Source organism: Streptomyces sp. NPDC102437 (assembly GCF_044765565.1).
Classification (GTDB): Bacteria; Actinomycetota; Actinomycetes; order Streptomycetales; family Streptomycetaceae; genus Streptomyces.
Map to the genome: position 1 here is coordinate 29,030 of NZ_JBIWKI010000021.1, position 13,098 is coordinate 42,127.

9 protein-coding genes are annotated in these 13,098 nt (G+C 63.3%); 2 read left to right on the forward strand and 7 right to left on the reverse strand.

The features are described 5' to 3' along the window. Window positions 1-198: 198 nt before the first annotated feature. On the reverse strand, window positions 199-1,563 hold the full coding sequence (locus tag ACIRJP_RS25425; protein WP_404178387.1) for a PQQ-binding-like beta-propeller repeat protein: 1,365 nt from the start codon (window positions 1,561-1,563) through the stop codon (window positions 199-201). A 332-nt stretch (window positions 1,564-1,895) separates the two neighbouring features. After that, complete coding sequence (locus tag ACIRJP_RS25430) at window positions 1,896-2,813, reverse strand: esterase/lipase family protein (RefSeq protein WP_404178702.1); 918 nt, start codon at window positions 2,811-2,813, stop codon at window positions 1,896-1,898. A gap of 843 nt (window positions 2,814-3,656) precedes the next feature. Here ACIRJP_RS25430 and ACIRJP_RS25435 point away from each other — a divergent pair. Continuing rightward, window positions 3,657-5,096 carry a DNA phosphorothioation-associated putative methyltransferase gene (locus ACIRJP_RS25435; RefSeq protein WP_404178705.1) on the forward strand — a complete coding sequence of 480 codons (1,440 nt, stop codon included), beginning with the start codon at window positions 3,657-3,659 and terminating at the stop codon, window positions 5,094-5,096. Between the two features lie 131 nt (window positions 5,097-5,227). Here the strand turns inward: ACIRJP_RS25435 and ACIRJP_RS25440 are convergent, their stop codons facing one another. The 5 genes from ACIRJP_RS25440 to ACIRJP_RS25460 form a co-directional block, all read right to left on the reverse strand. Then, window positions 5,228-6,031 carry a phosphoadenosine phosphosulfate reductase gene (locus ACIRJP_RS25440; RefSeq protein ID WP_404178390.1) on the reverse strand — a complete coding sequence of 268 codons (804 nt, stop codon included), beginning with the start codon at window positions 6,029-6,031 and terminating at the stop codon, window positions 5,228-5,230. 214 nt (window positions 6,032-6,245) lie between these two features. Beyond that, window positions 6,246-6,923: a hypothetical protein gene (locus ACIRJP_RS25445; protein ID WP_404178393.1), complete on the reverse strand. Its 678-nt coding sequence runs from the start codon at window positions 6,921-6,923 to the stop codon at window positions 6,246-6,248. Between the two features lie 154 nt (window positions 6,924-7,077). After that, window positions 7,078-7,989, reverse strand: a complete 912-nt coding sequence (locus tag ACIRJP_RS25450; RefSeq protein WP_124284323.1) for a phospholipase D family protein — start codon at window positions 7,987-7,989, stop codon at window positions 7,078-7,080. After that, window positions 7,986-9,854 (reverse strand): ATP-binding protein, encoded by a 1,869-nt coding sequence (locus ACIRJP_RS25455; protein ID WP_404178397.1) that lies wholly within the window; start codon window positions 9,852-9,854, stop codon window positions 7,986-7,988. Before ACIRJP_RS25455 ends, ACIRJP_RS25450 begins: the two co-directional genes overlap by 4 nt. Then, a complete protein-coding gene (locus ACIRJP_RS25460) occupies window positions 9,851-11,467 on the reverse strand; it encodes a DEAD/DEAH box helicase (RefSeq protein WP_404178400.1) in 1,617 nt (538 codons plus the stop codon). Before ACIRJP_RS25460 ends, ACIRJP_RS25455 begins: the two co-directional genes overlap by 4 nt. Before the next feature lie 449 nt (window positions 11,468-11,916). Between ACIRJP_RS25460 and ACIRJP_RS25465 the strand changes: the two genes are divergently transcribed. Continuing rightward, window positions 11,917-13,086, forward strand: coding sequence for a cysteine desulfurase family protein (locus ACIRJP_RS25465; RefSeq protein WP_404178403.1), 1,170 nt, complete (start codon window positions 11,917-11,919; stop codon window positions 13,084-13,086). The last annotated feature ends 12 nt before the right edge of the window (window positions 13,087-13,098 follow it).

The following is a 13,098-nucleotide window of genomic DNA, read 5'->3' on the forward strand; positions in this document are numbered from 1 at the left end:
TGCTGCGGCGGCACAGGCGGATTGGCACCCTGCTGCGGCGGCACAGGCGGATTGGCACCCTGCTGCGGCGGCACAGGCGGATTGGCACCCTGCTGCGGCGGCACAGGCGGATTGGCACCCTGCTGCGATGACAAAGCATCCCTCCCGTTATCCTAAATAGACACAAAAGCTTCGCCGCCATGAATATCAAAGCGAAACTTAGCCAAAGAATAGGTCACCTGTGGAAACGTCGTAGACTGTGATCTCCTCTCCATTGTGGCAATAAATCAGATCGTTGGTGACGATCTGAACCGCACCTTTCAAGGGGGATGACCAAATATCCTCGCCTCCTGCCGTGTCGACGGCGCGAACCTTTGGCCCTTGAGTGTTGGCCAAAATCACCCCTGAAGGCCCTGGAAGCATTTCAGATGACAGTTCACCCCCTACTCGCCACTGCTCCTTACCCGTTTCAGGGTCAAGCGCAAGAAGAGAATATTCTCCGTTGACACGAACGGAAAAATGGACAATGAGGAGGTCATCGTGAAGCACCATTTGCAGCGGCGTTCCCGGCTCCGGCAGCGGAATGGACCAGACTGTCCTGCCCGTGTCGCTATGCAGGGTAATTAATTTCTCATCCGTCACTAGGTGAAGGAGTCCTCCCCCCGAGAGGAATGAGGCATCCGAAGACATTAATGTTCGAGTCCATTCAACTCGATCATTTTCAACGGAAAGCGTACGCAATTCCCCCGGCGCGGTAACGAACACAGTAGTTCCGTCATCCTGGCGCCTCTCGGCATTGCGAATCGCAACCAAATGAACCAAACTACCGGCCACTTTGATTCCCAAGTCGCTAGCGTCTGGGATTTCTTCAGCCCAAATCACTTTCCCTGTCTCACGATCCAGCGCCATAGCCCCGGACGGCTCCACACCTTTATGGGTGAAAATAAGAATGTTCCCGTGCACGATAATTTGACCCGCTTGAAATACCTTGACTCGCCAGAGGATCCTGCCCGTTTTCGCGGACAATCCAAATACGTGGTCCTGCGTGGCGGCTACGACAAAGGCGCCAGATTTAGCAATCTCCACTACCTGGTTTCCAGGTAACTTTCGCCGCCACATGCGCTTTCCGTTGGCTGCGCATAGCGCTACGACCTCGCCGGTCGTGTCCCCGTCGCCACCCCCAACCAGGACCTGCCCCCCGGCTGCAATCACTTGCGGATAGTACGGCTGGCCCCATTTATCCGGCTCACCTGCATTCCCTGCAGAACTGCGCCATTTGAGGCGGCCGCTGCGCGCCTCCCTCAACCACACTGTGCGGTCCCCCTCTGCCCCGCTCAACCAGGGCCCAGACAGAGAAAGCGAAGTACGTAAAGCACCCGAGAAAGGCACAGGCCACACCGGCGCCCCGGGCGACGGGGTCAACTCAGGCCAGGACGGGCAGCGATGGGCAACACGATCTTTCCCGTCTGTCGCGCTGTCGCCCGAGCAGCCAGAAATCCCAGCAAGGGCACAAGCCGAAGACGTACCCCACCATACGAATGATCTTCTCGTCATGCCGCTGGATGTCACGAGCCCACCGTCCATCGCTGCACCCCTCCAGGAGAGTCACGCCACACGCCAGCCGCCACCCAGCTTGATCGCGCGTGACGAGCTCAACGGACCTCAGATGTTACGGCTCGTCAGGTGGTGACAAGGGGCCAACTTGAAATCATCAGGAGAATCTGCCTGCTCCTGCCGGTGGGGGGAACTTCACAATGATCACGAAGACCGTGCCTGCTCTGCTAGGCACCCCACCCGGTCACTACCCGACCAACCGCACGCCCCCGGAACTTGCAACCGCCCTGAGGGTCGACTGCTCAGCGAGAAGTCGGGCCTCATAAGCTATCAACCTCAGGCGCAGCCGGTCAGGGTGGGCGTCAGGTCTCCCGGTCGGTGTGTCCGTTCTCGGAGGTGTCGTCGTTCCCGCTTCTGTCGGCGTCCAAGCCGGCCTGGGGAGCCTGGAAGGGCGGAACGGACGGGAAGGAGACGTGCACGGTGTCGCCCTGTATGACGGGCCCGTAGGCCCGACCGCCGCTGAAGGTGTTGGTGACGGTCCGCTGGAGACCTGGTAGTTCGGCGGGGGTCATGGTGGCCTCGGGCGCGTGCTCAGGTGCAGCATCGGGAACGGTGAGGAGCAGGCGGCGCAGTGTGGTGAAGGTGCGGTGCCCGGCATCCTTGGCCTTGAGGATGGTGGAGTGGTCACCGGGAAGCGCGGCGGAGTCGGGGAACACCGACTGCGCGGACACCGCCCGCACCACTCGGTCGCTCTCGCCCGCGTAAGCGCTGACGAGGATGGGGCAGGTGCGGTCGCTCACAGCGGTGGCGTGGACGACATCCCGCAGGACCGTCCGCAGTGTCGCGTTCACCTGGTCGTTGAGTGGACGCAGATCCCGCTCCTGCGGATGGCCGAGCCCGAGGACGTTACGACGTAGCGACAGCAGCAACTCGGAGCCGTTGTTGGGGCACGCCAGCATCACCAGCCGCCGGATGCGGGCCAGGCGGCGCCCCTCCCCATCGGCCAGGACGCGGGCCAGAAGACGCTGGGCCACCAGACCCCCTTGGCTGTGCGTGACCAGCATGAGCCGCGTGAACTCGCCAGCCTCGGTCGCCAGGTATTCTTTGAAGCTGTCGGCGACCGTGTCGATGGTGGGGAAGACCCGCAGCGGATGCAGGCGCCGCACCCCGGTGGCATACCGAAACTGGAGCGGTTCAGCGAAGGCTAGCTTCTCGTCCTGCGCGATCAGTCGGCATAGCGGATCCCACACGTCGGGACCGGACCTGATCCCATGAACCATCACCACACCGAGTCGACTATCGCTCAACGGATCACCTTACAGAGGGCGTTGTCAAAGCCTCGACATTAGCCCGGACGACCGGTGGGATGTACTTCGAAGCGGTCATCCAGTGCCGGAACATCACCGTGCAACTGCCGCGGACGATCACCCCGGCTCTGTCCGGACTGCCCGCTCCCTCGCCCGCGTCCACAGGTCGGCCACGAGCAGGTGGCCACGCTCCTCGGCGACCTCGCGCGGACGGCGGACCGGCGGTCGGAGGAGGCCAGCCTCGGTGGCGGTGAGCGCCGTGGCTAGCCTGACCGGACCGGCAAGACCGAACTGGCTATCCACGTCGCCATCCAGGCGCTGAGTCGGCCGAGCTGGTTTCCAGGCGGCGTGCTGTTCATCGACTTGTTCGGCTACGACTCGCGCTGTGTCTGCCACCGGAACGGGCCCTGGAAAGCCTGCTGCGGGACCTGGCCGTGCCCGGCCAACACATTCCCGTCGGTCTGGAGGACCGGCAGCGGCTCTATCGAAGCGTCCTAGAGTGCTACGCACAGAAGGGCCGCCGGATCCTGGTGGTGGTCGACAAGGCCTCTTCCAGCGGGTAAGCCCGCCCGCTGCTGCCCAGCGACGGCGTTACCGTGGCATTGATGACCTCGCGGCACACCCTCGACGGCCTCCAAGCCCGCCTGCACGACCTTGGCCCCCTGGACGAGGCCGCCTCAGTCACTCTGCTCGACCAAGCGTTGCGCCACTCTTGTTCGTTTCGGCCCTCGTCGGTTGGATCTCCGCCGAGCGGCAAAAGCGTACGGTTCAATGCTGCTGTACGTGGATCTGCCCCTCGACTCACGGGAAGCGCTGATGACACTGCAGCCGTGGAGTAGCCATAGGCATCGGACTGCCATCGGAAGGATGGGGCTCTCCGCCCCCGCCCGTCAGGCCGTGATGGACCTGCAGATGTCCGACGGCACTCAGGTCCTTGACTACGGTTGTGGCCGCGGTGGTGATGTTCGCGCTCTTGGGCACCTCGGTCTCGACGTCTCTGGCTGGGACCCAGTGCACCGTCCTGACGGGAATCTCAAGCCCTCCGACATCGTGCTCCTCACGTACGTCCTCAACGTCATCGAGAAACCTGATGAACGGCGCGTAGCTCTCGCAAAGGCATGGGAGCACACGAAGGTCGCTCTCGTCGTTTCCGCCCGGCTGCGTTGGGAACGGAACCAGGTCAAGGGCACGGAGTATGGCGACGGCATCATCACCAGTCGCAATACCTTCCAGCACCTCTTCGCTGCGAGCGAGCTTCGGGACTTCGTCCAGGATGTGACGGGAGTCCGCTGCCTCTCAGCAGCTCCTGGCATCGTTTACGCCTTCAGAAGTGACGAAGCGCGCCTCGCATATCTCGCGCGTCAGATCACGCCTGACGCCGCCTGGCTGGCGTCCGAGGACACGGCCTCCGCGATCGCTGCCGTCGTGGATCACCTGGAGCAACGTGGGCGGGTTCCCCAACTGGAGGAGATGCCATACCCCATCATGGGGCTTCTTCGACACATGCGGCCGCAGGAACTCAAGAGGCTCGTCGAGCAGGCCGCCGATCCCTTGAAAGTCGAGACTGGCGCGGAGCGCTCAGCTCTCGACACCCTGCTCTTCCTTGCGGTTGAACTCTTCCATGGTCGCGGCCCGGCGAGCAGCCTTCCAATCCCTGTCCAATTGGACATCCGCGCCTTCTTCTCGTCCTACGCAGAGGCATGCAAGCGGGCGGACCGGCTCCTCTTCAAGCTCCGCGACGACGCGTATGTACGTCGCGCTATGAACGGGTCAGTGGCTGGCAAGTTCACGGCCACAGCACTGTACGTGCACCGCCGGGCGATGCCCCGGATCCCGACCATCCTGCGCCTGTATGAACAGTGCGCGAGCATTGCCGCTGGCCGTCCTCCCGCGTGGTCCATCGTCAAGCTCCGCCATCAGAGCCGTGGAGTCAGCTGGCTCGATTACCCCGAGTTCGACTCGGATCCACATCCCCGGCTCTCCACCTCTTACGCGGTTGACTTGAAGACCCTGAAGGCTTCCTTCCTGTCGTACGCCGACTCGACCAACCGGCCCCTGCTGCACCGCAAGCACGAGTTCCTTGCGCCGGACGATCCAGATGTCCCCAAATACCAGCGGTTGACCGAGGCTGAGGTACGCGCCGGCCTGTACGAGCATCCGCACCTCATCGGTAATGAGGAGGGCTGGGAACGGGAACTCGCGCGCACCGGCCGATCGCTGCGGGGACACCGGTTGATCCTTCGCGCTAAGAGTTGACCAGCTCAGCGAACGGGACTGGCTCTAGTCGTCACCACGGAGGCGTCGGCTCTGCGCTGCCCCCGTACGCCGTCTTTCGAGGTGCTGGAGGACGAACGCCCGACCTCCAGCACCTCGGCACTCTCACCGGATCAGGTCATGCACCATCCGGAGTCGCAATCACCATCTCCAGTTTCCTCAGCTTCCTCGTCCTCTACAGCGGGTGCCGGTATGGCCTCAGCAAGAGGGCGGCCGTACCGCGTCAGATACGCGGAGTCTCGCCCAAGTGCTGCTCGTCGCTCATTGATCGTCTCTTCCAGCCGAACCGCCGCACTGAATAGTTCTGGCTCGTCCATCCGCTGGCGACGCCAGGCGTCAACAGTGCGAAAGGGACAGAAGAAGCAGGCACTTTTCGGCGGGACCGGAAGTCCCGCATCCTCGATGATGCGCGCGCAGTCGCTTCTACGTAGGTGAAGGTCGAGGAGGGGGTACTCGATCCGCTCGTGCGCCTCGCAGCGTCGGCGGTTAGCCCTGTGGATTTCATCGAGGGATATACCGATGCCCACAGTGGCCGGGGTGAGCGCCGTGGCACCGTGCTCGCGCAGCCAGCGGCCCACGACCTTGATCTTGAAGTCGGCGGTGCAGGATCGGCGGCCCGGGGCTCCGTTGGCCATACGAACGGGAATCGGGATCGACCGGATGCCCGGCCTGTTCAGCCTCTGCATCAGCGTCTCGGTGGAACCGTCTCGACGGCGACGCTCCAGCTGTTGCAGGTCGAGCCCGGCGCGAGTGGCGTACGGCAGGGCTATTTCGCGAACGTACGCCAAGGTCGAAGGGTGTTCGCTGTCGTCACCCACGTTCGCAAACAGGAAGGTTGGATAGTCGATCTCTCCCCGGGCTGCGAGAACCAACAGGGCGGTCGACTGGACTCCGCCACCGAACGAGATGACCTTCATACGGCGACCCGGTGGCAAGGAACGCTCTCGATCTTGTGTTGCAGGACGTAGAGGCAGCTGTCCGACATGGGGGGCTCCCGATCAGTTGAGGCCATTGAAGCTCTGGAAGTTTCTATGGACATCAACCATGAGATCAAGTGTTTATTCCACCCCGAGACGCAAGTTGCCCCTGTCGTGCTGCACCGGATGAGGGATGGGCTGCTGGCCGCTCGTACTACGACTTCTGGCGCTTGGGCCGGATCACGACTGAGTGGCCCTGTGCAAGGGCGGCGGCTAGGAAGCTCGCGGCTTCGTCGCCCTGGTCACTCGTGAACGTCCGCGCGGCAGGCAGCGACGTCTGACGAGGATGAGTTACCGGGGGCACACTCCGGCGCCCCCGGGGCTTCTGAGAACCGCGCGCTCCCGTGCGAAGGCGCTCAACTTCTACTTGCACCACCGCACGGCCACGGGCAGTCGCATCCGTCAGGATGGTGTCGATGAGCCACAGGGGTGATCCTGACAACTCGAAGTCAGATGCCGCGATCTGCTTGCGGTGGCGCCATCGGGAGATCGCTTGCTTGTCACGGCCGAGGATCTTGGCCACTTCCGTGATCCCTACGATGACCGGGAGTTGCTCCAAGAGGTCGGCGCGATATCCGCCAGGGATACTGGCTTCGTACTCAGCCAACCGTTGCTCTGTGACCTCTCGGGCGCCGTCGTCGCCGAGCTGAAGCACTGTGGACAACAACCAGTAGGGATTCCCCGAGATCACCAGGTCGGGTTCTGCCAGCGTCCCGTCGGCTCTCCACTTCTGTGAGGTCTGGCGTTCCACTCCGTACAGGGCAGCGATCTCGGTGTGTCCAAGGAGATACGGCTTGCGTACCGCCACCATGCACAGCACCTTTTCGATCATCGTGACGGGCGAAGGCCCCGAGGAAGAGTACGAAGTCTGCTAAAGGTATCGCTCATGCTTCAAGCCCGGCTGGACCCCGTTGCCCTACCGGCGGTCGCACTGTGTGCCGGTGACCCGATGACCGTTGGACACGCCCGCCGGCCCACCGACCGAGTCACCTGATCTCTCTGCCCTGCCGGATCTCCCACGGGCCAACCGGTACGAGGTACACCTCGTCGAAGTAGCTCAGCCATTTGGCGATCGTTTCCACTGCCCGTTGCGCCTGATCTGGCGTGTGGAGACCTCTGTCGGTCAACGTCCTCTTCGCGTCATCAAGGTTCAGGGCCCCGTTTTCTGCGAGCGTGCGGACTTCGGGCAAGGAGCGCAGTCGGTCAAGAACCTCCGCCCCGAAGTCCTGCTCGGACAGCCCTGGAGGGATGTCCATATGGACGAGGTCACGCAGCACTCCGGCTAGGACGTCGCTGGCGATGTTCCGGTGCCGACCGTTGTACACCCGGTAGAGGCGCTCCGGGTTCCGGGTTTCCGGCAGCCAGCGCGCCTGTGTCTCGCTCTCGCCGATCACAAGAATCTGTGGGGCGTCCTCATCGGCACGCACGAGGTCAGCCTGCTCACGTATCTGGCGCGCGAGTTCCACCGTTCCGGGCACGGCCGACAAGTCGATGTCGTCGAGTATTCGGCGCACTTCGGGGTGCGCGAGTTCGGCTTCGATGAGCAGCTCGATGTTCGGAGTCGGCACTCGCCCGGTTGCCTTGCCCGTGAGGTTGGCAGACCCCACGAGGCAACGGTCGTCAGCGGCGTACAGCTTGGCGTGCAGGTTGTGGCACAGCGAGATCTCCACCCGCCCGTCGGCTTCAGCGAGTTCCGCGATTTCCGGGTCGGATACGCCCGCCGCGACCTCGGCGACGGACCAACGTGTGACGCACTGAACGCGTTCCACGCCGGCCGGCACGGCTGCGAGGGCCGCCTGGAAGGATTCCTTCTTGATGAAGGGAGCCACCAAGAGAACTTCGCGAGTTGCGCCGAGGAGGAGCTGCTCAATCTGTCGCCAGACGTGGTCTCGGGTCACTCATCATCCTCGTCGTCGGCCTCGTCCGCGCCGAGGAAGTCGCTGGCGATGCGGCCCCAGTCCTGGCGCATCTTCTTCGCTCGCTCCCGGGGCTTATCCGGCAGCTCGTCCTCAAACCTTGCCCAGGACATGAGGAGGAGCTTGAAGGCTCCAGCCGCGCCTCGCAGCCGCTCTGCGAGTTCTTCCTTGCTCGCGCCATCGATATCGCCGTCGAGCACGGCGATGAGGTCGCCGTAGACCGGGTGGTCCTGATTGAGGGTGACTTGCAGCAGATTGGGGATGTAGTCGATGTTGAAGAAGGCTGGCGAGTCCGGGTTGCGGCTCGTCAACAGGCGGACGTGCTTGCCCTGCTGGGTCGACTCCTCGATGATCCGCTGTGCGTCAGCGGGCGTGTATTTATGGGTCTCCACGAGGTTTTCGAGCTGGATCTCCTTACTCTCTTCCTCGGTGACCTGCTCGGCGAGCGTGTCGGTGAAGCTCGGTTTTGTCTCCACGCGGCGCCGCTTTACCGCTTCCTCGGCCTGCGTCTCCACGTCCTCGTGCCGTTTCCGATTGGCACGCGTGCCCCGGGTCTGGTCGGCGAGGTCGGAGCGTAGTTTGCCGAGCAGCTTCTCACGGATGTGATAGACGATCTCGATAAGTGGGAGTCGTCGATCCCCCTCCTCCCGGAGCTGTTCCCGGAACTCGTCCCAGGTAAGGCCAGCAGCTTCTTCTCGCCAGTTGAAGTGAGCCAGATCGGAGAAGATCGTCGCGGCTTGCTTGTTGTTCGTGACCCCGAAGACTTCGTCTAGCGCAGGTGGGAAGTCGATCTCTACACCCCACCAGCGTTCAACCGGATCGTAGGAATTTGTCCAGTTCGTATCCAGGTCGAGTTCGCGGTTGGCACGGATCAGAGAGATACCGAGGTTCTTGTGGGCGTGCTTGCCCCACGGGGTCTCGCCTGGGGCGAGACTCGGAGAATACGCTTTGGGCCATTCCTCACCTGCGATGTCCGGACGCCGCGCTGCATCGACCGCGATCGAGGAACGGACGAGGACGGGGTACTCGTTGCCGTCGGCTCCTTGGACCATGAACTGCTCGACGCCGATCTCGCCAACGTTGCCGCCGCCAAAGGGACGGAACATCGGCTTGCTGTCGAACGGAGGTGGAGTCGCGCTTGGGAACATCAGGAAGAGCGGATCGTTGGGGCGTGCTGGACGAACGCCTGGCAAGGGAGCCCACCCGCGAGCAGGGACCAGCTTGATGCGCGTTCCTTCGGCGATCAGTCGACGATAGATGCGGCCGATCAAGCTCTCGGTATTTGCCAGAGTTGCCTCCGCGCCACGCCACTGGACCCGCTCCAGCTGCGTCCACTGCACGAGGGTGCCGCTGGTGCCCAACCCTTCGGCGAGCGCCTGCCATTCGTCCGGGACGCCGTCGAACTTGGGCTCGGGGACCTCTTCGAGTCCGCCACGCACCTCTGTGAGGTCAAGGTGCGTGTGCAGTGCGTTGTCGGGTCCATTGGTCCAGGACCAGACATCGACGCGGTCACACTGAGAGATGCTGGAGTTGGGCAGACCAACACCGAAACGACCTATGCCCTTGCGGTGTTGCCGTGTTCCCGCGCCGAAGCGGAGGGACTGCCGGAGCGTCTCGGGGTCCATGCCACTGCCATTGTCGAGTACGGCAATCTTCTCGACCCGGTGCCGTGATCGCTGCGAAGGACGGTCGGTTGACTCGACGACGAACAGCTCTACTAGGTCAGCGCCGGCTTCGATGCCGTTGTCGATCAGCTCGGCAATGGCGTGTGCCGTCGACTTGTACCCGCTGTCCTGCAAGGCTTTGACCGTCAGGTCGGATGTGACGATCGAGTACTTGGATGTCATCGAGCCTTCCATACGTCTTCCCAGTTGGTGAATGCGACTGCCACGTCTCCGAAGCCCGGGAGCGCGGGGTCGACGACGGTTACGACGTCGCAAGTCGAGGTGCCGCCGGCCTTGGGCCCGCGGATCACGCGGCCCACCATCTGGCTGTACAGCACGAGTGAGCGGGTAGGGCGGGCAATGACGGCGGCGCTCGCCGCAGGGGCGTCGAAGCCCGTGGTGAGTACGCCGTAGTTCGACAGGACCATTGGTCGGGTTCCAGGACCCTTGAAGCGGTTGATGACTCGATCGCGATGCCGTGCTGAGGATTCGCCCGTGACCTGCTCGGCGTCGATTCCGAACATGGTCAAGATCGCGACGATCAGGCGGCTGTGCTCGACCGAAGCTGCGAACAGCAGGATGCGCCTGTGCTGTTCGCTGAGGTCGAGCACAGTGCGGACAACCTGGAGATTCCACTGCACGTTGTCTGCGAGCCGCGCGATCAATTCGTCGGGGACGTCGAAGGACGCAGCGAGAGCTTGCTTGTCCCGGGCACTGAGCTTCATCCCGGAGTCAGCCGCAACCGTACGAAAGTCCGGGCGGGCGAGGTATCCCTGCTCGATGAGAGCGGTGACAGGGTTGTCGTAGCCGTCGATCTCCAGCATCACCTTCTGGCGTGCGAAGAAGTCCGCGAGCTTCTCGTCTTCGGAGATGTCAGCCCACGTCCTTCCTGGCGTGGCGGTCAGCCCCAGGAGGCTTGAATCGCTGCGGAGAGTGAGGGCTTCGACTACCCGGCGATACGTGGGTGCGATGGCCTGATGGGCCTCGTCGAAAACTGTGAATGTGGTGCGGAGCGCAAGTTGGTCGAGAAAGCCCGGCACGCTCTTTGCCGCAGCACCGGCCTTCTCCAGTCCGAGTACGACGATGCCGTCGGTGATGTCATCAAGATCGATGGGAGCATCGCCCCACATGCGCGCCACGGTGACCTCTCGATTACCGAGGGAGGCCCACGCACGCTCGAACTCCAGCGCGGCCTGTTCGAGGAGCTCGCGGCCTCGGGCCAGCCACACGACCAGTGTGGGCTCATTCCGCCGAAGGTGGTCACAGATCAGGTCCATACCGGTGCGGGTCTTGCCGACCCCGGTCGGCAGGTGCAGTACCGTGCGTCGTTCACTGGAGTAGAGCAGTCGCCGCACTTTGCCGGCCGCACGCCGCTGATGCGGGAACAGGCTGTAATTCGGCTCAGCAGGTCTACGCGAGGACACGGGAGCCTCAGGCGCTCGATCAACGACGAGCCCCAGGAAACCAAGAAGTGCGCGGCGCTCTTCAAGCGACCAAGACAGAGCGGATAGGAATGTTCCGGGCGAAGAGGACCCGTTCCAGCCAAGACGTTCTGCTAGTTCGGCCTTGTTGTTTTCCGGAAGCAACTCCAGCAGCTGTGCGCGCTCCTCAGCGTCGCCGATCAACCGCTCTGGAGAGATAGCAGCCGCTGCCACCTTCCGGATGGCCCCCTCATCGGACCCCTCCTGCAGCAATTCGAGGAGTTCGCAGGCGTGCTCGCCGAGCAGGCGCCGTACGTAGGCCAACGGGGCCGCATCAAGGACGGCCCGAAACGCGATACCCGGGGATCCGATCACAGTGATCCCCAGTTCGTCCGCGCCTCATCGGCTCCGCGCATCCCTACCGTCCGCAATCCCATCCCCTTGCAAGATCATCCACCTCATCCGCGGACCCCCATTCAGTGGAGGTTCAGCGCATGATCAACCCTAGTCCCGACCACTGACAGGCGAGGCCAGCTCGGCGCAATCCAATGGACGACAGTCGACGCTGCCAGGCCGATCGGAGCTTCGTGACTCAACTCCCCTGCCCCTCAAGGCTCTTACGGGTGGCCACGAAGCACCCGTGATGCGAACATATGTTCTACCAAGAGCAGTCACATGCGGTCACCAAACGCGCGAAAGCCATGCCTGCGTCCCACCCGCATCCACCGACAGCTAGGATCGCCGTTGACAACTGGTGGAAGCTGCCGCACCGTCGCGAGCAACCGCCAGTAGGGCAGACGGATCGGAAAGAAGTGGGGTGGGTTGTGACAGAACAGTCACTCAATTCAGGTCTGGCCTACCTCGATTACAACGCCACGGCGCCCATGCGACCCGAAGCGCGAGAAGTCACTCTCGCCGCGATGGAGACGGTGGGTAACGCATCAAGCACACACCGTTCGGGCCGTGACGCCGCACACCGGGTCGACGAGGCCCGCCGTCAGGCCGCTGATCTTTTGAACTGCTCTCCCGGCGAGATCGTCTTCACCTCTGGAGCCACCGAAGCCAACAATCTTGCGCTGCGAGCCGCGTACAGCGCCGGCGGAAGTGTGATTTCGAGCACAGTCGAGCACCCCGCGGTGCTGGAGACCGCGAAGAACCTTACGGCAAACGCGCCCAAGGCGCTCACGCTGTTGGCGGTGAATGCGGACGGCCTGGTGGATCTAGACGGCCTCCATGCCGCCCTGTCGGCGGGTGGCGTGGCGATCGTTTCGCTGATGGCCGCGAACAACGAGACGGGCGTCTTGACCGACCTCGCACCCCTCGCAGAAGCGGCACATGCGGCGGGGGCTCTTTTCCATACCGACGCCACACAGCTGGTGGGGCGACTGCCGATTGACCTCGCAGAGGTCGACGTGGACTTGCTATCTCTGTCAGCTCACAAGTTCGGCGGCCCGCAAGGAGTAGGGGCTCTCTTTGTACGCCGTGGCATCTCACTGCCCTACCACCCGCTGATCTTCGGCGGAGGGCAGGAACGCGGCTGGCGAGCCGGGACGCTCAACGTCGCCGGCATCGCGGGTGCGGGAGCAGCGGCAGCAGCAGCCCACCGCGGCATGTCCGAAGAGAGCGTACGCGTCACGCGCCTCCGTGACTTGCTGGAGAGTGCTCTCGTTGAGCAACTCGGCGATTGCCGGATCAACGGTGCGCGCGAATGCCGACTCCCCGGCGTTACCAGCATCACATTCCACGGGGCCCCTGCCGATGCGGTCCTCACCGCGATGCCAGATGTGGCTGCCTCCGAGGGGAGTGCGTGCTCCTCTGGGGCGCCGAGCCCGAGCCATGTGCTCCTGGCGATGGGGCGTAGCCGGGAAGAGGCAGACTCCACAGTCCGATTCTCCCTTGGGTACGCCACCACGGAGCGCGATGTCGATCGGGCTGTTCCCTCCATCGTCCGGGCCGTTCGGAAGGTGCGAAGACTCCTGTCAGTCCCGATCTAAATTCACGCATCA

Excerpts from the sequence above, each read along its gene's own strand:
- ACIRJP_RS25430 (WP_404178702.1), bottom strand. The coding sequence starts at position 2,813 with ATGGTTCATGGGATCAGGTCCGGTCCCGACGTGTGGGATCCGCTATGC.
- ACIRJP_RS25435 (WP_404178705.1), top strand. The coding sequence starts at position 3,657 with ATGACACTGCAGCCGTGGAGTAGCCATAGGCATCGGACTGCCATCGGA.
- ACIRJP_RS25440 (WP_404178390.1), bottom strand. The coding sequence starts at position 6,031 with ATGAAGGTCATCTCGTTCGGTGGCGGAGTCCAGTCGACCGCCCTGTTG.
- ACIRJP_RS25445 (WP_404178393.1), bottom strand. The coding sequence starts at position 6,923 with ATGATCGAAAAGGTGCTGTGCATGGTGGCGGTACGCAAGCCGTATCTC.
- ACIRJP_RS25455 (WP_404178397.1), bottom strand. The coding sequence starts at position 9,854 with ATGACATCCAAGTACTCGATCGTCACATCCGACCTGACGGTCAAAGCC.
- ACIRJP_RS25425 (WP_404178387.1), bottom strand. The coding sequence starts at position 1,563 with ATGGACGGTGGGCTCGTGACATCCAGCGGCATGACGAGAAGATCATTC.